The organism is Bacillus cereus ATCC 14579 (genome assembly GCF_000007825.1).
In the GTDB taxonomy this organism is placed as follows: Bacteria; Bacillota; Bacilli; order Bacillales; family Bacillaceae_G; genus Bacillus_A; species Bacillus_A cereus.
This window is the reverse complement of the sequence record NC_004722.1, coordinates 1,989,604-2,014,959: the sequence shown is the minus strand read 5'-3', so window position 1 is coordinate 2,014,959 and position 25,356 is coordinate 1,989,604. Positions and strand designations below refer to the sequence as shown.

Below are 25,356 nucleotides of genomic sequence, written 5' to 3'. Positions count from 1 at the left end.
CTCACCCCTTCGTTACACATAGCGCTTCCCATTCTTCACGAATCATGCCCATTCGAATAGAATCATAGTATGTTCCGTTATAATAACGACACTTTCGCATTCTACCTTCTAAGCTCATTCCTATTTTCTCCGCTACTTTCATCATTCGTTCATTACCAGACCAAGTCGTGAGCCCTACTCTACCAATTTCCATCTTTTCAAATAATAAATCTCGATATAACGTTAACGCTTCTGTACCGTAGCCACCATTCCAGTATGTTGGGTCATAAATAACAATTCCCATCTCCAACCAACGCGTCGGTTTATGCTCCCAATAAAATCCGACCGTCCCTATAATTTGACCGTTATTTTCTATAATTAAATTTGACAGTGGTTCTTCTTGCAAACGAGTTTGCATCTTCTCTTTATAGGAAGAGTATTCTTGCATTGAGAACGGGAAATATGGCGCATCCCATTTCTTCCATTCTGGGCTTTCTTCTTTAAATATGATATTCCATAATGTTTTTATATCCGATTCTTCTATTGTACAAATTGTAACTTTCTTCCCCTTTAATACAACGTTTTGCATAATTCCCTCCTGCATTCCTCTTTATTTCATATATAATTATAATATTTTTTCAGAAAAATCAAAACTAATATCATATATTATATTGTATAATTTTGTTATTAGATACCAATTATTGATTTAGAAAGCTGGTGATTCAGTGAATAATCGATTTAGTATTGCTTTATTTCTTACTATTATTATGACAAATATTATTCTCTATTTCTTCTTACCATTAAGTATTGTTACGAAATGGGACTTTAATGGAATGCCTACATCAACAATGGATAAAAGCACTTTTGTAATCGTAAATATAATTATATGTTCCTTCTTATTCTTTGTATTTTTAGCTTTATCTAAAGCAGCGAGTAACCAGAAATTTTTCCATTGGATCGGCAACACAATGTTACTATTCTTATTTTTTGTCGATATTGTCATCGCCCTCATCGCTCTTGGCTTTTCACTTCCTCTTGATCATTTCATATTTTTAGCATTAGGGCTTTTATTTATATTAATAGGTTATTTCAGTTCCAAAATTGATACGACTAAATCAACCGTTTCATTAGAATGGAATGATAAGCACCTTAAAAAAAGAGCTTCAAATATTAGTAGTATTTCAATGATGATAGCAGGTATTTTTTTAGCGATACTTCCTTTTATCGTTTCTGCTCCCTATAGAGGTTATGCTATACTAGCAATTCTTTTAGGAATGACGCTTATCATTCTGCCGAGTACGATTTATTTACTTATTAAAGACAGCAAGCAATCTACTCCTTAAAAAAAATAGGAGGTTATATCCCTCCTATTTCAGCTTAATGTTTTATTTTTCACTTTTTCTATCTCAACTAAAATCCCTTTCCCTATCCAACCCTCTACACCATCTTTTTTAATTAAATCATATCCTGAACAGCTATCATCAATGAGAGAAACGATATCTCCCTTCCTAACGCTTATTTGCGCACAAGAAATATCGGTTTTCACTGTATATTCACCTGACTCAAGTTGTTTCATATATTCATTTTTTACAGTGAGCAAATTATTCGTTTCCTTTTGTTTACATACGGTGTAATCTTGCATCTTCTCGATAGGCTCTATGTAATAATACGGATATGTCACTCCGCCCTGCATTTCTGAATTCGCATTAAAATCCGCTATTACTTCATACTCTGGAAAATAGTCTACATATGTATAAGAAAACGTATCGCCCGTTTGTTTCCTCTGAATAATAAATGCATTTAATTGTCCTGCTTCTTTAATTGCATTTCCTCCATCAATTGCAATAATTTTTTTCTCCTTATCAATAACTGGATTGTTAGACGGTGCTTCTTCAGAATAGTTCACGACAGGCCAATGACCAACTATTACATACTTATTTGCTTTATGTGATTTATTAAAAAACTCTGGCATTGCTATCGCATTTTTGCGCTCTGTTTCTTTCCAATCTACTCTATCTTCTAGACCGGCATGCACAATAATATAATCTTCTGTTTCAATCGCTGTTGGCAAGTCTGTTAGCCAATATAGTTCTTGTGAAAATTCACTTAACAATGCTTCTTTCACTTCACGAATTGAAGTGCCCTCATGAACTGAAAAACCTAATTGCTCTAGCCATTCATTAAAAATCGAGTGCTTTCTCATACATAAATAATTAATAAGATCAGGATTTTCATTTAGAAGAGCATCAACTAAAACTTCACAATTCCCTTCAACAACGTGAACCTTTGAATTGTTCTTTACAAGATTCATAACGTAGTTTACTACGCCTACGCTATCTCGTCCTTTCTCGCAAAGATCTCCATTAATAATTAAATAATCTTCATCTTTAAAGTTAACTTTATGTAGTGCTTCTTTTAAAAGATTTAATTCTCCATGAATATCAGATATGACGATAACTCTAGCATCATTAGGGATTGATAGTTTCTTTATTTTTTCAAGTATAAGCGCTCCAATCATTCTCTTTATTAAATTAAAACAATTCGACAAAATACACTATATAACCTTTTCAAATACATATACAATAACTTACAACCTATTTACGGTTTAATAATAACTTAAAAAATAAGAAGAAGCTGTTCCCAACTTTTGCGGGACAACTTCTTCTTATTTTTTATAATTCTTTATGAAAAGAATAACTCACCTTATCATACCCTTCTCTTTCATAAAAACGATGAGCATCAATTCTTGAAAATGCTGACGTGAGGACGATAGACTCACATTCGTTTTCCTTTCCCCAGTTCTCTATATACGAAAGTAATACTTTCCCATGTCTTTTTGAACGATGTGCTTCTGCTGTTACAAGGTCATATACGAAAACGTGTTTCTTATTATAAAAGTTCGTACAAATTGCTACACCTGCAAGGCTAACAACTTCATCATCCTCATTACGCAGCGAAAATAGTTTATAATTTTCTTCTTTCATATTTCGAAATAAAGAGCTTGTTTCCTCTTTTGAAAGTTTCGTTCTTAATTGCTGTAAAACAGGTAATACGTCATGTAATTGCTCTTCTGTTACTACTTCTTTAACATTCATTTTTAACTCTCCCTTTACTATTTAAATAATTTTCTAAATGTTATATCATTATTATAGAAAGCAACTGCCCTTTACTTAAGTGGCAGTTTAAGTGTTTTTTATAAGGCCAGTTTTAAAGGAGAGTTTTATATGGATTTTACTATCCCATTGCAATTACAAAGTAACACACCTATTTACTTGCAAATTTACGAATATATAAAAGCTGAAATTATACAAGGGACTATTTCTGTTGGCACACGTCTACCCTCACACAGAAATTTAGCATCACAACTTAATATTAGCCGCATTACTGTTGAATCAGCTTATCAACAGTTATTAGCTGAAGGTTATGCAGAAAGTAAACCGAAACGTGGTATTTTTGTAGCAAATTTCGATATTGACATTATCCCAAATAAAAAACGAAATGCAGCAAAGAAGACGAACAATTTGATAGAAGAAAAATTTGAATATGATTGTAGCCAAGGGCTTATTGATCAAAATGCATTTCCGATTACAAATTGGAAACGAGCATTACAAGAATCCATACTTATATACGAAAATGCACTATTTGCCAAAGAAGATCCTCAAGGTGAATTCGCTCTTCGAGAGCATATATCAACATATTTATATCATTCTCGCGGTGTACATTCTTCACCTGATCAAATTGTGATCGGCGCCGGAACACAGCCACTTCTCTGGCTACTGCTTCAACTGCTTGGCCCTACAAAAGAATACGGCATTGAAAACCCTGGATTTCACCGTATACACGCAATTATTAAAAGCTGTGATAGACAAATTCATCCCATACCATTGGATGAAAAAGGGATTGATATTTCTAGTTTATACAATACAAATTCCAATGTCGCATACGTTACACCATCACACCAATTTCCACTCGGGATTATTATGCCTTTATCTAGAAGATTAGAATTGTTAAAGTGGGCTAATGATTGCAATGGATACATTATTGAAGATGACTATGACGGAGAGTTTCGCTACGCTGGTAAGCCGATTCCTTCTTTACAAAGTCTTGATTCAAATGAACGCGTTATTTATATGGGAACTTTCTCAAAATCTTTTTTACCTTCTTTACGAATGGGATATGTTGTTTTACCACCACACCTTTTAAAAACATATCAAGAACTGCATGGAATTTTCAAACAAACAGTCGCTACAATACAACAACTTGCTTTTGCTAACTTTATACAAAGCGGGAATTGGGAACGTCACCTTAATCGGAGTCGTACACTATATAAAAGAAAACATCATACGTTAGTAAAATCCATTATGAAAGAAATGGGGGCTAATGTTCAAATTCTTGGCGAACAGTCCGGACTTCATATTGTTTTATGTGTAAATAACAGTATGAATGAAAATGAACTGATTGAATCCGCTAAAAAACAAAGCGTTAAATTATACCCACTTTCTCCATATGATTTCGTGAATGATTTACGTAAGGAATCATACGTATTACTCGGCTTTGGTAGTATTCCGGAAAATAAAATTGAAACGTTGGCTACATTATTGAAAGACGCTTGGTTTCCTAGTTGCAAGGAAACTTGTTAACAGTAGATTTAACTTGTAACATGTTAACAATTCAACAAAATAAAAAAGAAGGCTGTTCCAAAATAACTTTTTGGACAGCCTTCTTCTAGTTATTCACCTGACCTAGCTTTCCTTCCCGGACGTTTCACACCAGTCGTTTCTGTTGAATAGGAAGCTTCAATTATAGCGGTTGGATCTACAGAGAGAACGAGATCTTTCATTTTCGGATAAATGAATCGGTTTGTAATGCAATAAATGATTCTCTTATGCTCCCCTAAAAAACCACCTTCTCCATGTAGATACGTAACAGATAGTTGCAATTCTTTCATAAGTAAATCGCCTATTTCTTTATTCTTACTAGAAATAATCATAACGCTCTTACCTTGATTAATACCATCTAGTATAAAATCAATCATCTTCGTAACAATATAGAAAATTGCTAACGAGAACATCGCTTGTTCGATTGAAAATAAAATAGCAACAAAGATGAAAATAACTGCATTTACTGCAAGTAAAAATGTACTAATCGGTACATTAAAGTGTTTATTCATCCAAACTGCTAACATTTCTGAACCGTCAATTGCTCCACCCATTTTAACAACAATCCCAACACCAATTCCAAACAGTACTCCACCATAAAGTACAATTAATAACTCAGAAGTCGTAATTGCTGGAAATGGTTTTAAATAAATTAATCCGAGTGTTGTAACTACATTCGCATAAGATGTACGGATAAAAAACTTCTTTCCCATTACTTTTGCAGTAAATAATAAAATTGGGATATTAATTCCTAAGAACACACCATAAAGCGGCAATCCTGCGACTTTATTTGCCATAATAGCAATAGCCGTTACCCCGCCATCTACTAATCCATTAGGTGCTAAAATAAGCTCTAATGAACCTGCTACTATAATTGAGCCAATTGTTAATAATACGTATTCAAATACTTTCTTCATTCATTACCCCCAAAACTTATATATTTTCTTAGTATTATTTTAACGTAATTTTACTATTAATTCAAAGGTATCGATTTATATACAGAAAAGTTTCACCTTTATCGCTATTTTTATGTAATACATGTAACGCGTAATACTAAAAACACACTTACAAATTAAAAGTAAGTGTGTTTTTAACATCTATTTAATCTTTACGTACGGCTTCATTTTTAATTTGAATATTTCCTCAACTGCCCTTTGATATCCACCAGCATTTCTAAGCGATTCTCCCACTTTAAGACTATTTTCCTTAAACGTCACATCATCCATTACTTTCTTTACAGTCTCACGTAACAATTCAGAAGTTAACTCGTTACGATTAAGTGTTATGCCTGCCCCTACTTCAGTCAATCGTTTTGCAACGAATGGCTGATCTCCTGTTACCGGAATTACAACTAATGGAACACCGTAATATAACGCTTCACTCGAACTATTCATACCACCATGTGTCACGAATACATCAGCATGCTGTAATACTTCTAATTGCGGGACATAATTATACAACTTAAAGTTTTTCGGGATATTTTCAAATTGACTTATATTTATCTTCTTACCAACGACTAATACGACTGTCGCATCAACATCTTTAAACGCTTCAAAACATTTTTCATACAAAGCAGGTTGTTCATTAAAAACTGTTCCCATAGAAATGAAAATCACTTTTTCATTTTTTAAATCTTCGGTAGGAAAACTCCCCACTTCTTTTCGAGTAGCAATTGATGGACCTACAAATTTATACGATTCATCAAATACCTCTGAACGTGGCTGATATTCTTTTGAAGTATATACAATCGTAATATCACCAGGATGGTTCATAATATCATACATACTATTACATTTCATTCCATACTGCTTATTCCATCTTTCCATTCCCGCTAAACAAGATTGATATAATGGATCCATTTCATCTACTTGTCTCGATTCTTGCTCATCATGAAAATTAATGTACTGATTAACAGCAAACGTTGTACAGGATGAAACGCTTGGTAATTGTAAAATATTCACTATAATACGTCCTACTGGAAAATGATTATCATATATTAAATAATCATATTTTTCCTCTTTTGTTTCTTCTACAATTTGAGTAACAATACGCTCTGATGCTTCAATCATATGAGATAGCATCGTCAAAGGGCTCCCACCTTCATTTACTCGTTCCATAATATTAATTTGAGAGAGAAAATTCTCAAACACTCGGAATTCCGCACCTGTTGCTTCAACCTTCTTTCTATAATCTTCAATACAATAAGAAACAACTGTTTCCCCTCGCTGAATTAACTCACTTACAACAGCTAAAGTCGGATTAATATGACCTTCCCCAGGAAAATTTATTACGAGTACATTTGCCATAACATTCTCTCCTATCCAATTAATATAATAAAATTAACAATTAATTATATTAATTAATTTAAGTCTATTATAAATGAATGCATTCTACTTCTTCATGCTTTTCTCTTCATTTTATTATTGAGAAATATTTTCTATAGTCTACATTATTGTGATTCACAATCTTATAAATGAATGCTTAATTTTACTTTTACTCTTCATAGATTTAAAGATACGAGTCTTACATTCAAGTATTACCACCATTATTTTTAGACAATTCATACAAAAATAGAGAAATATAATATTTTTAATGAGTTTTCACTATACATGTAAGTATGCTTTCAATCTTTTTATCTTTATCCTCATAACACATCATCTGTTATATAATAAATTTATAGAATTTACAGTATTTACAGAAAAAGGAGTTTTTTCATGTTACAACAACTATTCAATTCACCTATTCTATCCGTTCAAGCCTTGCACCCAGGTTATGAAGATCATGCAAGTGATGTTTTTCTCGTTCAAACAGAAGATACAGAAGTTATCGTTCGTGCTTCTAAAATGAATGAAGAACCAAATAATGATTTTTGGTGGGGATGTAAAAATCTATTTGGAATTGATCCAAGGAACGTCCATCATTTAGAAACTGTACATACATTGCTGCAAGAACATACGAATCTTCCTATCCCAAAAACATTAGAAAAACATGTTTTAAATGGCCGTGAATTTGTGGTGGTCGAAAAGTTAGTAGGTAACACAGTTCAATCTTTTATCGAGCAACCAGATTCTATTTTATTCAGCCTAGGAAAAGGACTTGCAGAAATACATAAGTTTAAAGCCGATTTCATAGGAAATCCGTCAGGCACGTTCCAAATTCCACTAGATGAATTCCAATCACATATTTTAAACGTGAGTAAAGAGCTTGTGAATATGTTTTATTCCGATGATGAAAGCATACAAAATGCATTCCCTACTTTTGAATCACAACTTTCTTCCCTGTCCGTACCAAAGGAATCTACACTCGTCTTAATTGATATGGATCCTACTCAATTTTTATCTGACGGTACAACTATTACGGGTTTAGTAGATACTGAAGCTTACGCTGTTGCTCCGCGAGAGCTTGATTTTATCGGACTAGAATATGTACTTACCGAAAAAGAAGCACATGCCTTTAAAAGTGGTTACGAAACAATTATGTCTATTCCTCACTTAGAAGAATATAGACAGCCTTATCGTTATTTATACCGACTGTTATCTGTGCAAGGTAATGTGGAATTTAAAAAATGGTTAAGTCACCCATCCTATTTTTAAATACGAATGAGAGGGAGTATACAATGGATATTCAGAAAAAGCGTTCTGTAACAGAAAGTGAAATACAGCAAATGAAGGATTTGGCTTATATTTGTGGGCAACAAGACAATCTTGATTACTCTTCAGATTTACATATCAACTTTTTAAAAAATCGAAATGAAGATTATATAAACGATTTTCTTCTTTATAACGGTACTCAATTAATTGGCGCTTTAAATATGTATGATTTCGAAAGACCAACAAAGCTTGAACTAATAGGCTTTGTACATCCTCATTTTAGAAAACAACGTTTCGGAACTATCCTTTTACAAACTGCAATGAAAGAAATACAAAATAGAGAGACAGATGAAGCTCTTCTTATTATTAATGGGGATTCTATTTCTGGGAATGAATTTGTAAAACATATGAAGTTACCATATTTATATAGTGAATATAGTATGGAGTGCAAAACAAACGAAATTCAAAAAACAACAGATAATAATATACAGCTTACTCTTGCAACTTCAGAATCACTTCTTGATCTTATTAAAATTTCTAGTAAAGCTTTTGGTGATTCAGTAGAAAATACGACTACATGGTTACAAAAAATGATGAATTCATCTTCCCATCAAGTTTACAGTGCCCTTATTGCTGAAAAAGTGATAGGAACAATTACAGTTTCTAAACAAGAGCAATCTACTACACTATCAGGATTCGCCGTTCATCCTTCTTATCAAGGTAAAGGATACGGAAAAGATATTCTTTGTAATATAGTACATACCCTTATTACAGAAGGAGTTTCAACAATTGAATTAGACGTCGAAACAAAAAATATCCACGCTTTAAAACTATATACACAATGTGGTTTTGAAATTAAAACGAGGCATGACTATTATAATTTAATGAATTTTTAGGTGAATACATATGTTAAAAAAACAATTTATTCTAATTATGATATTTTAGCAAACATCTATAATAAACATTGGAGACATTTTGTTTAATACTCCTACCCAGCCTCGTTTTACAAGATGCTCTTCCCTACTCTCGTATATTAGATCTTTGTTGCGGGACTGGTCATCTCTACCGGTGATAGTTTAATTTAGATGAACTAAAAAGTGTGTTTCACAAAGTTTACTCCGTATTACATAACGAGGGTATATTCGCATTTGATATGAATAAAAAAACTGAATCGAAATGATTCAGTTTTTTCTTAATATATTTACAACTGCAGTTGTTTCGTCATTTTCTTTATAGACACGCGGAATTCTTCTATCTAGCATACATGTAACTTCATAGTTTATTGTACCTAACATATCCGCTATTTCTTCTACTGCGATATTTTCTTCACCTTGTTTACCGTAGAATACTACTTCGTCTCCTACTTGTACTGGCATCGCTTTTGAAACATCCAACATTAACTGGTCCATACAAACACGGCCAATAACAGGTACTCGAACCCCGTTAATTAACGCATAGCCTTTATTAGATAATTGACGATTATAACCATCAGCATAACCAATTGGTACAGTCGCAATCCATTCTTCACCAGTTGTTACATACGTATTCCCATAACTTACACCACGATTCTTCTTCGCATGTTTAATATGAGCTACTTTTGATTTTAACGACAACGCAGGCTGTAAAGAAACGACTGAATGATCCACTTCTTTTGACGGATACATACCGTACACTCCTATTCCAACGCGTACCATATTTTGAAATGTGTTACTTAATTCCATTGATCCCGCACTATTTGAACTATGAATATATGGTATTTGAATTCCTAATTCTTTCGCTGTATTAACAGCTTTTTCAAATAAACTTGTTTGCATATTCGTATATGATTTATCGATTTCATCTGCCGTAGAGTAATGCGTAAATATCCCTACTACCTCTACATACTCCATACGGTTTAATTCTTCTAAAAATGGTTTAACTTCTTCTTCTTGTAAACCGATACGACTCATTCCTGTATCAATTTTCACTTGAATTTGTACTTTCTTTTGAAGACGGTTTGCAATTTCATTTATACCATGTAAATCTTCTACTCTATAAACAGTCATCATAACGTCATATTGAATTACATCTTCTACAGCCGCTACTGGTGTGTATCCTAAAATTAAAATCGGCACAGTAATTCCTGCTTCTCTTAATTCTATTGCTTCATCTACAAATGCAACTGCAAGTTGATGTATTCCTGCTTCAATTGCAGCTTTGGCAACTTCAACTGCCCCATGGCCATACCCATTCGCTTTTACAGCAGCCATCATCTTAATTTCTTCATCATTTACATGTTTTTTAAATTCTTTTACATTATGTTTTACAGCATTTAAGTCAATTTCTACAATTGTATCTCTTCCATATTTCAAACTCATTGGTCTAACTCCTAACTCAATAATTGCATTCCATTCTATTTCACGTTTCATATGACCTTTTACAATATAATACTTTTCATTATGCTAGTCAAACTACTAGAATTTTCGGAATTTTGAGTATGATATAATATCCTCAAGAAACTATTATATACGGAGACGAGGAGAATTACAATGTTTGTTCAATCTGCATTGCATCAACTAAAAGTTGCTATTGATACTTCTATTGATATGCTTAACCAATATAGTGAAAACGATTTAAAAATACAACCGATTCACTCAAAACGATCATTATTTGAAATGTGTGCACATCTTTCTCTTATTTGTCATGCTGATTTACTCATTTTAAATGGTATTCCAGAAAAAGAATTACATACCTTTTATATAGAACGTACCCCCGTAACAGTTGCTCACATGCAACAAACGATGATTGAAGGTTACAACCTTCTCTCTAAAACATTTCTTTCCTACTCCCAAATAGAATTAGCAGAAGTTATGACTGCCTATTGGGGTATTTCTTATTCGCGCTTTGAATGGTTACTTGAAATCGTTGCACACTTTTATCATCATCGTGGACAAATTCATATTTTATTATGCGAGCATATGAACGATCCTCGCATTCCTTTATTTGAGTGATTTTCCACTCATTCATTAATTATAAATAGAGAAGCTACAAAACCAATAAAAAGTATCATTCCTAATTTCCCCTCCTAATTGACCTACAAGAGAAACTAAAGACGGAACGGATATAGCAATACCTATTACAAAACAGACACTCATCATTACAAGTAGAGATAGATACGAAACAAAGCCTATTGAACTTAGACTAAAAATAGCAATCAACAATCCTCCTTGAAGAACTTTCCTTACTTCAAACCTCTTTGTTAAACGACCTGCAAGTGGTGAGAGCAACATACCAAACAGCCCTGCTAAGCGAAAATAAAGGATTTGTTCTGCAGTTAAATTGTAAGTAGGAGAGCTCAAATAATTCCCTAAAACAGTATACATATTAACAAAAGCCATTAATAAAACAGGATTTTTCACACTGACTAACTATTAGTTTTAAATAATGCGCAACTTCTTTAAGGCATAAGAAATTCCGCCTTCACTCGCCTTCGTTGTAACGAAATCAGCCCTTCTCTTCAACTCCTCTCCACCATTTCCCATCGCAACTCCTAATCCTACATACTGCAACATCTCAATATCATTTCCACCATCGCCAAAAGCAATGGCTTCTAATTTACTAATGTTTAAATGTTCCAATACTTTTTGAATTGCAGTTAGCTTCGATACTTTACTATCTTCCAATACATTTATAACGTAACCATGAAAACGCTCAAACGTAAGTGCTGGATATCTTTCAATGAATTTTTGAGCTTCTGTATCATCAGCATACAGACATATGCAATACATCTCATCTGATAAGTTTCTAACTTTGTCAGGATACTGCTCTAAATATAAAGTTTCATTTAACGCTCGCATGACACGTTCATCTTTGGAAGCAATATTATTCATTGCAAATTCTTCTGTAAAGTAAGAAACACTGTGACCATGTAATTCAGCAAAATTTGAAATATCATGAACGATTTCGCTTGAAAGTACTGATTTATGTATAACTTCTTTCCCACATTTTATATGTGCACCATTTGCTGAAATAAACGTATTTATACCTAGTTCCTTAAATTGTGAGCATAAACTATATGGTCTTCCAGTTGTAACAACTACGTGAATTCCTTTATCTATTAATCTTTGTACCGCTTCTTTTGTACTTTCGTGCATGCTTCTATCAATCTCACTTAATAACGTACCGTCAACATCGAAAAATACAACTTTGTACATAAGTCTTTACATCCCGTCCAAATGATTCGTATCATTAATGAAATGCACCGTTTTTTGTTCACCCTCAATTTCAATTAAACTTATTCCCGTATCTCCCATTTTGAAATAGTAGTCCATTGAAATTGGCATTTTGAAAAATGCACGTAATAGACTATTAATTACGCCCCCATGGGCAACAATTGCAATTCGGTCATATGTATTCTCTGTCAAGATTTTAGAAAAGATTCCTTCTATTCTCATTCGAAACTCAATAAACGATTCCCCGTTTTCAAAACGATCATGAAGAAACTTTGGCTCTGGATATTTCTTTGCTTCTTCAAATGATAAGCCTGCTTGCACTCCATTATTAAACTCCATTAATTCCTCTTCTAATTGAATTGGACAACCAATTGCTTCTGCTAATGTTTCACCCGTTTCACGAGCGCGTTTTAATGTGCTTGCCCAAATGAAATCTGGTGCAAAATCTTTTTTCACTTTCTGTACAAGTCTTTGTACTTGTTGTCTCCCTTTGTCAGTTAACTCAAAATCAGCTCGACCTTCATGCACATGTAAAATATCAGCTTCTGATTCTCCGTGGCGTATTAGTAGTATTTGCATGTTTCTCTCCCTTTATTTAACATTCATAAAATTCCATTATATCACATTTTAAGATTCCAAAATAAAAAAGGAACGGTCTCCCGTCCCTCATCCATTCGCTTTTTCCGCCATCATTCCAATAATATTTACTAAACGCTTCTGTTAACACATCAATTGTGTTGTATAATTCATCACACGTATTATCAACACCACCAACTTCAATTAACATCGCATTTTTCGATAAATCTTGGTTATAAACGCCATTTCCATCTTTTTTAAACTTTGGAAAAATCCCTCTACTTACTCGGTAATAGTTTTCATCTAAATAACTATTGATCGCTCTTGCAATTTTTTCATTTTCAGCACGGCCTTCATTTTCCATCCCAATTATAAAATATAATCTTGCATACGATTTTCCGTTAATTACTTTTGTTGTTACTTTCTTACGCTGATCGTCACGGTGTATATCAATCGGAAACGCAATTTTATTATTTTGTGCTAATGCTTCTTTTACATATTCATGAGACGCTTTATATGACTGATACCATACCCACTTTTTACTCGCTAATAAATCACCCATATTCGTTTTATCATGAACTACCGGAATTCCTTGTCCTTCAAGTTGCTCTTTCATACGTTTCCCCAGTAAAGACACATTTACATCTGGGCTAGATGGATCAGTTGCCCCTGGTAATAATGGAAAGAAGGATTCCCAGCTATGTGTATGATAAATATATACTGCACTTTCACCTTTTTTCGCTCCGTTCTTTTTCTGAACCGGATTATTCTTTTCCGCTTCTGTAACTTTATCTTTTGCTATTTCCCGTTCTTTCGTTACTTCTTCAATCGGTACACTAGATTCATTTGGGATATTTGTCAAGTTTGTCCCTTCCCCAGCTACGATAATATTAGAATAATACTTTGACATACCAGGTACTTCTTTACCGACGAATGTTCTTAAATCTTTAATTTTCAAATCTGTCGCGATAGAGAACATTAAATTCCCAACTGACTCTCTTTTATTCTTCTTAAAATAATCAAATCCGTAATAGCGATTCTCACTTTCTATCATTTGAACAAAACCTTGCATCGATACTTTTCCAAACCATTGATTTGCATAATTCGATTTCATTGTATGTAAAAATGACGTCAAAATCGACGCTATCATAATTACTATTAGCGCATATAAAAGGAGTAACGAAATCAGCTTCTTCCCATGTATTCGAGTTGCATACTTTTTCACTGCATCACCTTCTTTATACATGGATATGTACAAGCTTTTCAGAATATACGCACAAAAAAAGAGAAATGGTATACCATTTCTCTTCCTCACTTTTATTGTTCTTTTCCTGTATCATTTGAAAGTAGTTTCTTCGCTTGTTTTTCTTTAAATATTTCTCCAATTGCCCCAAGAGTACCAAGTGTTTCAATTGCATTAGACGGAATAAAGACTTTATTTGCTGGTCCTTTTGCAACTTCAGCTAATGACTCAAATGATTTGTAAGCAAGTATACGCTCATCCAAATTCGCTTCACGAAGCAATTCAATACGATTTTGTTCTGCTTTTGCAATTTCTTCAATTGCTCGTGCTTCCCCTTGTGCTTCTAATTCTTTTGCTTCTTTTATACCTTCAGCTTCGCGAATACGTGCTTCTTTATCCCCTTCAGCCATCAAGATTTTACTTTGCTTTTCTCCTTCAGCGCGAAAGACTTTATCTTGTTTTGCTGCTTCAGCTTCTAAAATAATCGCACGTTTATTACGCTCAGCCTTCATTTGTTTTTCCATTGATGCTTGCACATCTTTTGGCGGGTTAATATCAACAACTTCGACACGTTCAATACGTACGCCCCATTTTTCTGTTGCTTCATCAAGCGCTAAGCGGATTTCTGTTGAAATTTTTTCACGACCAGATAACGTTTCATCCAGTTCCATTTTACCGATGATTTGACGCATCGTTGCTGAAGTAATATTACGAACACCATATTCATAGTTTGAAATACCATATGTCGCAAGTTCTGGTTCAACAATTTGATAGAAAATAATTGTATCAATTTCTACTTGAACATTATCTTTCGTAATTACCTTTTGCGGTGGTACATTCGTTTGTTGAATGCGTAAGTCATGATATACACGAACACGATCTACAATTGGTATTAAAATATTTAACCCTGGGTGCATTATACGTTGAAACTTACCAAATCTTTCAACAACCCCAACTTTTTGCTGAGGAATAATTTTAATTGTTAATGCGATAAATGTAACTACAATTAGTGCGAATATAATCGTTAACGTTAATGCTACCATATTTATTCACTCTCCTTTTTCACTTGTAATATAGTACTATGCCTCTTTATAACAACGACTTTTTCTCCAGCATCAATTGAAGAATCTGCAATAGCTGTCCAAGTATCTCCATCCACCTTCACAATACCATTCGCTTCATTTGTAATCGCTTGCATAACAATCCCTCTTTTACCAACAAGCATATCTACTGTATCAGTAAAACCTTTTGCTTCTCGAAAGTTTTTTGAAATTCTTTTCGTAAAGAATGTCAAAGTTAAACTTACAATTGCACCAACAGTAACTTGTAACAGTAGTGCATCAGGAGCAAACAAAGCAATAAGACCTCCGACAACAGCTCCAATTCCAAGCCAAAGCATGTAAAATGTAATCGACAACATTTCCGCGATAAATAAAATACCAGCTATTATAAACCAAATTACCCAAGCAGCCATATGCAACCCTCACTTTCTTTCTCATTTTCTATATGTATATGAAGAAAAGAATGGTTTATCCGCCCTTTCTTACACTTGGGCGTTTGCTACAAGCTATTGTACATATTCACTGTTACAATGATCATTAATATAATACTATATCAATATATTCTTCATTATACATGAAAATCCCTTTCAAAAAGTGACAAAAAATTAAATTCTTTAAAAATTTTAATTTTTAAATTACAATTATTACAATTACTAAATACTATTTTTTATAGAGGTGATATTCTTATTGAGAAACCTGTCACTAATCTACTATTTAGGTTCCAAAATATGCATTACTCTCGCTGACATCGTATATGTAATGATTATTACAACTCATATTTATATAGCAACTAAATCAGCTACTATTACTGCTCTTTTTCCATTATTACAAGTTATCACAAATCTAATTGCTAACATCTCTGCACCACTTATAATAAATCGTTTTCCATCTTATACGCTGTTATATACGCTCCAATGGTTGAAAACAGTCTTTTTACTATTATTAATGATTTTGTTCCCGGTCTTATCCACAAACATTATAGCTCTATTAACTTTTATTTTTGTCATTTCATTATGTAGCGGGTGGAGTGCTCCATTATTATACGGTATTCTTCCACGCCTTACACCGAAAGAAAAATTAGTAAAAGTAAATAGTATCTTTTCCTTTTCAACACAAATTGTGCAAGCCGTTGCTTATTCATTTACGAGTATTGTCGTTCTTCTCATTGGCGCTACTTCTACACTCATGATTAATAACATTTTAATGATTTTCGGATGCATTGCATTACATTTTTCATTACGTTCCATACATACTGAAAGAATAGCAGATTCTCCCTCTTCCAAAAGTACTGTTTTATTGGAAGGTTGGAAACTCCTATTTCAAAATCCTTCTCTCCGTACCGTTACATATATGGACTTAATCGAAACTTTCGCAGGGACAATATGGATTGGTGCTATTACGATGGCATACGTTACGACTATCCTTCATAAGGGCGAAGAATGGTGGGGATATATTAATACAAGTTATTATGTTGGCACGTTAATCGGTGGTCTATTAGCATGGAAAATGAGTTCCTATATTCAAAACAATTTAATACGATCTATGTCGATTAGCTCTCTTATATTTAGCATTCTTACATTTTTATATGGTATGACAAGCAGCGGATTTATTGCGCTTTTTCTATGTGTTCTAATGGGACCATGTTATCAAATTAGAGATATTTCCCAAACGACTGTTTTACAATCAAGTGTCGCCCCTTCTTTATTATCAAAAATGTATACAGCACATGGCGCACTTCTTTCAACAGCCTCTGGACTATCTATGCTTAGCATTGGCATTATTACTGATATGTTCGGTGTTCGTACAATTTATATCATCGCTTCTATTCTTATTTTATGTTCCGCTTGTTTATCTTTTAGTTTATTAAAATATCATAAGACAGAGCAGAACGATATTTCAATTTAATCACTAAAACAAAGAGGATAGGGATTCCTGTCCTCTTTGTTTATTCTATTCATGATAAGCTGGGGATTTTTCTATGCTTTGTCGCTTGTTCAAAAGCATAAGCTAATTTAATTAATATCCCTTCACTAAAGGCAGTGCTTGCAATGGTAATTCCAAAAGGCCTCCCGCTTTCCATATACCCTGCTGGTATTGCTATAGACGGATAACCCGCTTTCGCACATATAGTAGAACCTATATAGGAAGGAAACAGTATCGCATCAAGATTATATTTTTCCAATGCAAAATCAATGCCTTGTTCTTGAGAAAAATATATATCTTCTAATCTCGCATTTAAATATTCTGGATTTCGTAACGTATTAGGAAAATCTTTTCTTCCCTCTAACTTAGTTTGTCCATATTTTAAAGCTCTTTCTGCTATGTTTTTATTAAACTCCATTAACTCCGAAATAGAATGTACCGGGATAGTAGAAGGTAATTTAGTAAGATAGTTATCTAAACTATGCTTCAGCTCATAAAGCGGAACTCCCCAGCTCCATTCTCTATGAAAAGAAGGAATATCAATATTTTCTACTACTGTCGCTCCTTCATTACGTAATACTTGGATCGTTTCCTTAAACAAGATTTCATCATACTCACCATTTTCGTAATAATCTTTTGGTGCATCGTTAAACACACCAATCTTCGCTCCATTTAAACCATTTGCATCAAGGTAAGATGTATAATCCCGATATGCCCTACCGTCACTTTTGTGAGTAACTACATCTTTCTCATCCACTCCAGTTAAACTCCCTAGCAAAATAGTAGCATCGGTTACCGTTCTAGCAAATGGTCCAGCTGTATCTTGCGAATAAGTAAATGGAATAATTCCTCTACGACTAATTAAACCGACAGTCGGTTTAATACCTACTACAGAATTTTGAACAGCGGGGCTCAAAATAGAAGCATCGGTTTCTGTCCCAACAGATACTACTGTAAAGTTAGCAGCAACTGCTATTGCAGATCCTGTACTAGATCCGCCAACAAACATATGATCCTTGCCCGTTCCATATGGATTGATTGTTTGACCACCTCTTGCACTATATCCAGCCCACATTTCAAAAGACATTGCATTTGCTAATTCTGTCATATTCGTTTTTCCTATTATCACTGCCCCTGCTTCTCGCAGTTTAGTAACGAGAAATGCATCTTCACTGCTTATATTTTGTTCTAGAGCTATTGTACCTGCACTTGTATGCATGAAGTCATTCGTTTCAATATTATCCTTAAGCAAAACAGGTATTCCATGCAATGGTCCCCTTACGCCGTTTGTCTTTCTTTCATAATCTAACGCTTCTGCAATAAAAATAGCATCTGGATTGATTTCTAAAATTGAATTGATTTTCGGCCCGTCTTGATCATACTTTGCAATTCTATAGAGATAATACATCACTAGCTCTTTTGAAGTTAGCTTTCCAGATTCCATTTCATTTTGAATATCTTGAATTGTTAATTCCTTTTTTAAGATTGAATTAAACTGAATTTCCATTTATATTCTCCCTTATATGAACTTTTTTAACATATACCCCTTACTTTTTCAATTTTTCATCTCAACACATCCTAAATTAATATCCCTTTAAAGAAATTCAATACTCTTATTTAAACACCTTTAATTTCCCGAAAAATAAAAAAAGTCTGAAACGGATTAACCTTCGCTTCAGACTCTTACATTACTGTGCGTATACTTCATCTAATAAATGTAAAAACTCACCTTGTTTCCCAGCTAATTCAGGGCATTTTGCAATATCAACCCATTCATAGCAAAATACTAATCCTTTATCTTCCTCACCAGCACTTACAATATGTTCCCAAGTATCCTTTACATCTGTTAGTAAAGTTACATGGAAAAAGTGGCGTTTTTCATACTCCTGTTTTTCTTTCATATGTATAATGTAATCTGCTAAAAACCGCTCTATGCATAAATGACGCAATCCGGATTCTTCCTGTACTTCACGCAATATAGCAGCTTCTAACGTTTCACCTTCATCAACCGTTCCCCCTGGCACTTGAATACCAGCTTCATGTATATCACGATGTTTAAAAACAAGTAATTGCATAACCCCCTCTTGTTCTCTTGTAATATATGCATGTACTTTTTTCTTATATAACATCGTCATTGTACATCTCTCCCCTCAATTGTTCACTCTGTTACTTCTTCAAGCGTCAGTTGATTATCATACAAATATGTAGCTTGTGGATTTCCCACATACCTTACGTGCCATGGTTCATACCGATAGCCCGTAATCGTTTCTTTCGCTTTTGTGTATCGAACCACAAAACCAAATTTATGGGCATTTTCAGAAAGCCACTGACCTTCTTTCGTTTCCCCAAAAACTGTCTCTAACTGAAATTTAGCAGATTGAGACGTAATATCCATAGCTAGTCCAGTTTGATGCTCACTTGTGCCAGGAACCGCGCTAGACATTGCTGTTTTTGCTTCCCCGTCTTGTTTTTTATACATCGTATTTAATGCTTTTTGTCGATCAAAAGATCTAAATCCAGAAACTGCAAAAAGAAAAATACGCTCGTTGTCAGCCTGCTGAAACATATCCTCAAGCGCCCTCGCTGCCTCTTTTCTCATCTTTTTCTTTTCTTGATCACCTTCACTAGAGTAGCGCACTTTCGGAATAACTAAATCTGGCGGTCTATACCCATCTGGTAAACGCCTACTTTTATTTACAAGTACAAGCATTGAATTCGGATTATTAATTACCGCAATATCCCCATCCATATTAGCAATCGTTTCTTTCGCTTTCGGAAATATGCTATTTACACTTACTTCCCGCGCCTGCTTATCCTTATACATTTTATAATTGATTCCTGCTACTCCAACAATAATTATTGCAGCTACAATACCAAGTAGTGCCCATCTTTTTTTCATATAACGACCTCTTATTTTAATAATTTGGCCATTTCATACTCATCGATGCACTTTCCATCGATAATAAGAGCAGCTTTTTTGACACCTTCTTTCTCAAATCCAGCTTTTTTATATAGTGTCTGAGCTCTTGTATTGTGGGCCATTACTGTTAATTCTAAACGCCATACATCATGTAATTTTGCCCACTTCTCAACCTCTTTAAACAATCTCGTCCCAATACCTCGCCCGTTATACTCTTGCAAAATACCAATTACAATGGTTGCCACATGTCTCTTTCTTTGAATGTTATTTCCATTCACTAATATAAAACCTACTATCCTCTCATCTTCAACTGCTACAAATATTGTTGCATATTCATTTTCTATAAATCGATCGATTATTTTTTCTTGTTGCTCAGCTGTAGTTTTTCTTTCTCCTGGTTCATATAACATAAACTTCGTTTCTTCATCTAATTGCTTACTTAATTGTAAAAATGATGCTGCATCTTCTATTTCGATCTCTCTAATCACTTCAATCACCCTACCAGTTTCATAATAAAAAGTTTTCCTTATAAAAAGATTTTCTCTACTTTCTCGAAAATCCCTTTGTAAATCTCCTACTATAAATTGACAAATTTCGATATTACTATAACAACGACAAATTATGTCTATTCTGTGACATCTCACCATTACAAAGAAAAAACGCAAGCATTACACTTACGTTTTTCCAAGATTGAAGTGAGCTAATAATTATCGATAGATGTCCTGGCTAATTCACGTTTCACTTTATCCATTCACTTTATCCATTCACTTTTTCTGCCTGCCAAAAATATTCACCAAATGCTTTAGCAAGTGCATCAATTGATCGATTCAATTCTTCCTCTGTATTATCTACACCACCAACTTCTATTAATATCGCTTGTCCTGATAGGTCTTGATTATAGATTCCATTTCCTGTCTGGAACCCTTTTTGAATGACCCCACGGCTCACTCCTGGATATTTCTTATTAATCGCCTCATGTAAAGCTGTCGCTAATTGTAAGTTTTTTTCATAGTTTTTATTTCCTTTCCCTACTACAAATGCAAGCTTTGCATATGATTTATCTCCAATTGTTTTTGTCGTTACATTCTTTCGGGCACTATCACGATGCAAATCAAAAAAGTATTGAAGATCTTTATTTCCAGCCATAGCTTGCTGCACAATTTCTCGTGACATTTTATACGAACTATTACTGTTTAAACCTTTACTTATTAACTTTTGACCAACATCACTCTTATCGTTAGTAGCCCCAATCCCTTCACCTTCTAGTTGTTCACGGAAACGATCTCCTAATATAGAAATATTCGACACAGAACTCGTTGCTTTATTCGGATTCGGGTCATTCGTTAAGTTAAGTAAAGGTAAATAAGATTCCCAGCTATGTGTATGATAAATAAACGCAACTTGTCTCTTCCCAGTCGTTTGGGACGGCTGTTTTTTCTCTTTATTCGTATCTTGTTTAGGTGCTTGTCCAGTTCCACTAGTCCGTTCCTTCACTACTTCTTCAAGAGGAACACTCGACTCTATCGGTAAGTTAGAATAATTTGTACCCTCACCCGCAATAACAATTTCTGTATCGTACTTACCAAATCCCGGGAGCTCTTTCCCGACAAAACTGCGTACATCATTAAAGCGAATATTTGTAGCCATAGAAAAGAGAAAAGAAGAAATTGAAAAATCTTGATTCAAATTTCGATACTCCTGTGTAAAATAATGATTCTCTTTTCCAAGTACATACATGTAACCATTCATCGATAACTCATTTAACCAATTATATAAATACGTTGACTTTGTCTCTTTCATAGAGGTTACCATCAGACTAATAAGAAAAAAAGTCGCTAGCACTGTAGTAATAACAAATAAAACTAACTTACGCATATTTGTAAACTTCATAAAAAAAAAGCCCCGATTCATACTATCACCTCTCTATTTCAAGTTATGTACAAGCCCTAGAGAATAGACCGTTAAAATTTCGGCTATATTGTTAATGAGGTGAAATGAATTGAAGCTATTAATAGGAATATTACCAATCGCTCTATCATTCATTTTTTATTTGTCCGCTAAGCAACCAAAAATCTCTATTGTGCTACATATTTCTGCGTACTTGGCACTATATGTACTTGGTACAATTATTTCCATTAATATATACGATGTTTTAATACAAGATTTAGTTTTCATGACGAGCATTCATGGAATTTTACTGAATCCATTTTTCCTTATTGCAGGAGCGTATATAGGAACATACACTTTGTACCTACTTTTGTCTCACATTATTATGAAAATAAAAAATGGAGCGTAATGAAATGCAACCACCATTTATCTGTCATACATGCAAAAAAAGAATTGTGAGAAAGAAAGACCTTATTACAGCCACATGGTACTTCCGCTTTTATTTATTTCACAGTGATTGTTTTAAACGACAGCAAGTATTTATCTCACGATTTCTCCCTGTGAATACACTTGTCAATTTCTTTCTTATTATATATGGACTTATTTTTGGCAGTATTCTTATGATTACAGAACCATCTATTATTTGGCTGACTTTCTTTTTTCCTATTTTTTATCGGTTTCTTTCTTATTATTATGTTGAACGTTTTTTCTCTACATAACGCGCAGACTGACCTCTCGGAATACTTAAACATTCCCACTCATTTTCTTTTAACATCTTCCCAATGTAAATAATCTGACCAATATGCAATGCATAATGAGAAATTTGCCTTTCAATTGCTTGCATGACAGTATGTGCTTCACCGCGAATGTATACCGTCTTCAATAAGTGTTCCGGCGTTAAAGTATTCATCGTATTAAAAACATATTTCCATCCTTCTTGCCAAGCTATAAGGGTTTCTTCTTTTGAATGATAGCATCCTTCAAATTCACCATCTCGATTACGATCTGTTTTTTCACCATCAGACGTTAAAAAATCCGTCCATCTAGAACGCATATTACCGTGCAGATGCTTAATAATAATCGCTATACTATTTGTTTCTTCATGAGAAGACCATTGTATTTGTTCATATGATAATTGAGAAAGTGCCCGTTCCCCTTGTTTCTTTGTTGCTTTAAAGTTCGAAATCGCACATTGCAAATATTCTCGTCCGATATCCATATTAGCCCCTACCTTCACCCTAGCTAATTTTTGTTCCATTTGGCAATTCCATATTAGGCTGAAGTAACACAACATCATCAGCTTCAGGAACACCACCAAGCACAAGCACTTCTGATTTGAATCCAGCTACACGCTTTGGTGGAAAGTTTACAACAGCAACGATTTGTTGACCGATTAAATCTTCTGGAATATACCTTTTCGTAATTTGAGCACTTGACTGCTTTATCCCGATTTCTCCAAAATCTATTGCTAGTTTAATCGCTGGTACTCTCGCTTCTTTAAATTCCTCTGCATGTATTACAGTTCCAATTCTCAAATCCAAATTTAAAAAATCTTCAAAATTAGCCATTTATCATTCCCCCCAATTATTACTTAGACAAAATACAAAAATCCCCTTCAAAAAAAGAAAGGTGCCTAAGCACCTTTCTTTTGTAATTCACTTGATTCATTTGATTTATAGAAGAAGAAACCAAGAATCCCGCCAATACATGATGGAATTAACCATCCGATTCCTTCGTTATATAACGGTAACATTTGTAGTACATTAGAAATCGCGTCAATTTTAATTTTCGCACTTTCTAAACCGTTAAAGAAACTAATTAACAATGCACCTAAAATAGCTCCAATATAAATTGTATTACGCTTCCCAATCCACTTATGGAAATACGAAAGTACGATTAATACAATTGCAACTGGATAAATGATCATTAACACAGGTAATGTTACTGCGATTAATTGTGTTAAACCTAGGTTAGATACAATTAAACTAAATACACATACCATTGTTACAATCGTTTTATGCGAAAGTTTTGGGAATAAGTTTGTAAAGAAACCTGCACACGCAGATGTTAACCCAACAGAAGTTGTTAAACAAGCGAGTATAATAACAAGCCCTAATAAAATTTTACCACTCGTCCCATATAGCTCATTTACAACATTCGTTAAAATAAGGCCACCGTTTTCTGAGATACCAAGTGATGTACTTGTTGAACCAAGATAAGCAAGTGATAAATAAATTAACGTTAAACCAAGTACAGCAATAATACCTGATACTACTGTTATTTTTGCAATTTGACTACTCTCTTTTATCCCTTTAGAGCGGATAACTTGTACAACGACAATTCCGAATACGAGCGCGCTAATTGCATCCATCGTTAAATATCCTTGAATAAATCCACCAAAGAAAGCATTTTCTTTGTAAGCAGCTAACGGCGCAGCTGGCTCTCCAATTGGATCAATAATTGCCTTTCCGACAATAACAGCGACAATTAATACTAATAATGGTGTAAGAAACTTTCCGAACCAATCCACTAATTTAGATGGATTTAATGATAAATACCACGTTATTCCGAAGAAAACTATCGTGAAAAGAAATAGCATGTACCACTCTGAAACCATTGCCTCTGATAAAAACGGCTTCATACCCATTTCAAACGAAACAGCTCCAGTACGAGGAATCGCGAAAAATGGTCCAATTGCTAAATAACTAATCAATGGGAAAATAAACGCAAATATAGGGTGGACTCTAGAAGATAGCGCTTTCAAGTCCCCCTCTACAAACGCGACAGCTGTTACAGCTAGTAGGGGTAATCCGACTCCCGTTACAAGGAATCCTATTGTAGCAATCCAAACATTCTCTCCTGCTTGTTGACCTAAAACTGGCGGAAAAATTAAATTTCCTGCTCCTAAAAATAATGCAAATAGCATTAAACCAATTGCTACCGTATCACCTGGCCTTAAACGTCCCTTCATGCTCTTCATTTGCATAGCACTTTTTCATTGTTTATCTCTATATTTTACAATATGCTATGCATCCTCCTCTCTGCTCAAGATGATAAAATATGCCCCTTACAAAGCAGTGTCTTTCTCCATAATTTCTCCATTCCCCTTATTTTTACTCTAATCATTAATACAATTATTATTTTGAATTTTGATTTTTTTGAATTTTCAAATCATTAGAGTGTTATTACGTGGAGTGTAGATGTCAGACCTCTTTGTTTTTATCACACATATAGTAACATATTTATTTGCAAAATAAAAACATATTTTCAAATTGATTTTTTTGAAAATCGAAATTATCTACATTTTT

Annotated in this window: 27 protein-coding genes and 2 pseudogenes; 9 read left to right on the top strand and 20 right to left on the bottom strand. The window is 33.9% G+C overall.

Annotated features, from left to right (window positions below):
* Position 1: 1 nt before the first annotated feature.
* Positions 2-568, bottom strand: coding sequence for a GNAT family N-acetyltransferase (locus BC_RS10370; RefSeq protein WP_001181848.1), 567 nt, complete (start codon positions 566-568; stop codon positions 2-4).
* Between the two features lie 136 nt (positions 569-704).
* Between BC_RS10370 and BC_RS10365 the strand changes: the two genes are divergently transcribed.
* On the top strand, positions 705-1,322 hold the full coding sequence (locus BC_RS10365) for a DUF1648 domain-containing protein (RefSeq protein ID WP_001065167.1): 618 nt from the start codon (positions 705-707) through the stop codon (positions 1,320-1,322).
* Between the two features lie 29 nt (positions 1,323-1,351).
* Here the strand turns inward: BC_RS10365 and BC_RS10360 are convergent, their stop codons facing one another.
* The gene (locus tag BC_RS10360; RefSeq protein WP_000578574.1) at positions 1,352-2,497 is read right to left on the bottom strand and encodes a metallophosphoesterase; all 1,146 of its coding nucleotides are present in this window, start codon (positions 2,495-2,497) and stop codon (positions 1,352-1,354) included.
* Between the two features lie 154 nt (positions 2,498-2,651).
* Complete coding sequence (locus BC_RS10355) at positions 2,652-3,074, bottom strand: GNAT family N-acetyltransferase (RefSeq protein WP_001101108.1); 423 nt, start codon at positions 3,072-3,074, stop codon at positions 2,652-2,654.
* 129 nt (positions 3,075-3,203) lie between these two features.
* On the opposite strand from BC_RS10355, the gene BC_RS10350 reads away from it, so the two are divergent.
* Positions 3,204-4,619 carry a PLP-dependent aminotransferase family protein gene (locus BC_RS10350; protein WP_000348025.1) on the top strand — a complete coding sequence of 472 codons (1,416 nt, stop codon included), beginning with the start codon at positions 3,204-3,206 and terminating at the stop codon, positions 4,617-4,619.
* Positions 4,620-4,708: 89 nt separating this feature from the next.
* Here the strand turns inward: BC_RS10350 and BC_RS10345 are convergent, their stop codons facing one another.
* Both BC_RS10345 and BC_RS10340 read right to left on the bottom strand, forming a co-directional pair.
* Positions 4,709-5,554 carry a YitT family protein gene (locus BC_RS10345; protein ID WP_000755128.1) on the bottom strand — a complete coding sequence of 282 codons (846 nt, stop codon included), beginning with the start codon at positions 5,552-5,554 and terminating at the stop codon, positions 4,709-4,711.
* Between the two features lie 180 nt (positions 5,555-5,734).
* Positions 5,735-6,943 (bottom strand): macrolide family glycosyltransferase, encoded by a 1,209-nt coding sequence (locus tag BC_RS10340; RefSeq protein ID WP_000024498.1) that lies wholly within the window; start codon positions 6,941-6,943, stop codon positions 5,735-5,737.
* A 408-nt stretch (positions 6,944-7,351) separates the two neighbouring features.
* On the opposite strand from BC_RS10340, the gene BC_RS10335 reads away from it, so the two are divergent.
* The 3 genes and pseudogenes from BC_RS10335 to BC_RS27990 all read left to right on the top strand — a co-directional run.
* On the top strand, positions 7,352-8,230 hold the full coding sequence (locus BC_RS10335) for a hypothetical protein (protein ID WP_000941367.1): 879 nt from the start codon (positions 7,352-7,354) through the stop codon (positions 8,228-8,230).
* Positions 8,231-8,253: 23 nt separating this feature from the next.
* Positions 8,254-9,123 carry a GNAT family N-acetyltransferase gene (locus BC_RS10330; protein WP_000354423.1) on the top strand — a complete coding sequence of 290 codons (870 nt, stop codon included), beginning with the start codon at positions 8,254-8,256 and terminating at the stop codon, positions 9,121-9,123.
* Positions 9,124-9,386 (top strand): annotated as a pseudogene (locus BC_RS27990) (class I SAM-dependent methyltransferase); the annotation flags it as partial.
* Positions 9,387-9,408: 22 nt separating this feature from the next.
* On the opposite strand, the gene alr reads toward BC_RS27990, so the two are convergent.
* Entirely contained in the window at positions 9,409-10,584 is a 1,176-nt protein-coding gene (gene alr, locus BC_RS10325; protein WP_002182683.1) for an alanine racemase, read from the bottom strand.
* 171 nt (positions 10,585-10,755) lie between these two features.
* Here alr and BC_RS10320 point away from each other — a divergent pair, with 171 nt between their 5' ends.
* Positions 10,756-11,217 (top strand): DinB family protein, encoded by a 462-nt coding sequence (locus BC_RS10320; RefSeq protein WP_000497991.1) that lies wholly within the window; start codon positions 10,756-10,758, stop codon positions 11,215-11,217.
* A gap of 15 nt (positions 11,218-11,232) precedes the next feature.
* On the opposite strand, the gene BC_RS10315 is transcribed toward BC_RS10320, so the two are convergent.
* From BC_RS10315 to BC_RS10290, 6 genes and pseudogenes are all read right to left on the bottom strand, one after another.
* A complete protein-coding gene (locus BC_RS10315; protein ID WP_011110050.1) occupies positions 11,233-11,604 on the bottom strand; it encodes a multidrug transporter in 372 nt (123 codons plus the stop codon).
* Positions 11,605-11,643: 39 nt separating this feature from the next.
* A complete protein-coding gene (locus BC_RS10310; protein ID WP_000278977.1) occupies positions 11,644-12,420 on the bottom strand; it encodes a Cof-type HAD-IIB family hydrolase in 777 nt (258 codons plus the stop codon).
* 6 nt (positions 12,421-12,426) lie between these two features.
* On the bottom strand, positions 12,427-13,017 hold the full coding sequence (locus BC_RS10305) for a histidine phosphatase family protein (RefSeq protein WP_001166435.1): 591 nt from the start codon (positions 13,015-13,017) through the stop codon (positions 12,427-12,429).
* Positions 13,018-13,104: 87 nt separating this feature from the next.
* Positions 13,105-14,311, bottom strand: a pseudogene (gene spoIIP, locus BC_RS10300) (stage II sporulation protein P).
* Positions 14,312-14,331: 20 nt separating this feature from the next.
* The gene (locus BC_RS10295; protein ID WP_000226250.1) at positions 14,332-15,300 is read right to left on the bottom strand and encodes an SPFH domain-containing protein; all 969 of its coding nucleotides are present in this window, start codon (positions 15,298-15,300) and stop codon (positions 14,332-14,334) included.
* 2 nt (positions 15,301-15,302) lie between these two features.
* Complete coding sequence (locus BC_RS10290) at positions 15,303-15,731, bottom strand: NfeD family protein (protein ID WP_000741976.1); 429 nt, start codon at positions 15,729-15,731, stop codon at positions 15,303-15,305.
* A gap of 274 nt (positions 15,732-16,005) precedes the next feature.
* On the opposite strand from BC_RS10290, the gene BC_RS10285 reads away from it, so the two are divergent.
* Positions 16,006-17,223 carry an MFS transporter gene (locus BC_RS10285; RefSeq protein ID WP_001245231.1) on the top strand — a complete coding sequence of 406 codons (1,218 nt, stop codon included), beginning with the start codon at positions 16,006-16,008 and terminating at the stop codon, positions 17,221-17,223.
* Positions 17,224-17,272: 49 nt separating this feature from the next.
* On the opposite strand, the gene BC_RS10280 is transcribed toward BC_RS10285, so the two are convergent.
* The 5 genes from BC_RS10280 to spoIIP (BC_RS10260) all read right to left on the bottom strand — a co-directional run bounded on the left by BC_RS10280 (position 17,273) and on the right by spoIIP (BC_RS10260) (position 22,072).
* Positions 17,273-18,748 (bottom strand): amidase family protein, encoded by a 1,476-nt coding sequence (locus BC_RS10280; protein ID WP_000405420.1) that lies wholly within the window; start codon positions 18,746-18,748, stop codon positions 17,273-17,275.
* Positions 18,749-18,929: 181 nt separating this feature from the next.
* On the bottom strand, positions 18,930-19,376 hold the full coding sequence (locus BC_RS10275) for an NUDIX hydrolase (RefSeq protein WP_000178293.1): 447 nt from the start codon (positions 19,374-19,376) through the stop codon (positions 18,930-18,932).
* A gap of 23 nt (positions 19,377-19,399) precedes the next feature.
* Entirely contained in the window at positions 19,400-20,140 is a 741-nt protein-coding gene (locus BC_RS10270; RefSeq protein WP_000747649.1) for a M15 family metallopeptidase, read from the bottom strand.
* Between the two features lie 11 nt (positions 20,141-20,151).
* Entirely contained in the window at positions 20,152-20,649 is a 498-nt protein-coding gene (locus BC_RS10265) for a GNAT family N-acetyltransferase (RefSeq protein WP_000617568.1), read from the bottom strand.
* A 268-nt stretch (positions 20,650-20,917) separates the two neighbouring features.
* Positions 20,918-22,072, bottom strand: coding sequence for a stage II sporulation protein P (gene spoIIP, locus BC_RS10260; protein ID WP_001079278.1), 1,155 nt, complete (start codon positions 22,070-22,072; stop codon positions 20,918-20,920).
* A gap of 88 nt (positions 22,073-22,160) precedes the next feature.
* Between spoIIP (BC_RS10260) and BC_RS10255 the strand changes: the two genes are divergently transcribed.
* Complete coding sequence (locus tag BC_RS10255) at positions 22,161-22,457, top strand: hypothetical protein (protein WP_000770738.1); 297 nt, start codon at positions 22,161-22,163, stop codon at positions 22,455-22,457.
* 4 nt (positions 22,458-22,461) lie between these two features.
* The gene (locus BC_RS10250) at positions 22,462-22,767 is read left to right on the top strand and encodes a permease (RefSeq protein WP_164928330.1); all 306 of its coding nucleotides are present in this window, start codon (positions 22,462-22,464) and stop codon (positions 22,765-22,767) included.
* On the opposite strand, the gene BC_RS10245 is transcribed toward BC_RS10250, so the two are convergent.
* The 3 genes from BC_RS10245 to brnQ4 form a co-directional block, all read right to left on the bottom strand.
* The gene (locus BC_RS10245; RefSeq protein ID WP_000435830.1) at positions 22,740-23,306 is read right to left on the bottom strand and encodes a DUF1572 domain-containing protein; all 567 of its coding nucleotides are present in this window, start codon (positions 23,304-23,306) and stop codon (positions 22,740-22,742) included. The two genes, BC_RS10250 and BC_RS10245, sit on opposite strands and share 28 nt — an antisense overlap.
* Positions 23,287-23,616 (bottom strand): chaperone CsaA, encoded by a 330-nt coding sequence (gene csaA, locus BC_RS10240; RefSeq protein ID WP_001263013.1) that lies wholly within the window; start codon positions 23,614-23,616, stop codon positions 23,287-23,289. The genes BC_RS10245 and csaA overlap by 20 nt, the downstream gene beginning before the upstream one ends.
* 65 nt (positions 23,617-23,681) lie before the next feature.
* Positions 23,682-25,019: a branched-chain amino acid transport system II carrier protein BrnQ4 gene (gene brnQ4, locus BC_RS10235; RefSeq protein ID WP_011110049.1), complete on the bottom strand. Its 1,338-nt coding sequence runs from the start codon at positions 25,017-25,019 to the stop codon at positions 23,682-23,684.
* Positions 25,020-25,356 lie beyond the last annotated feature (337 nt).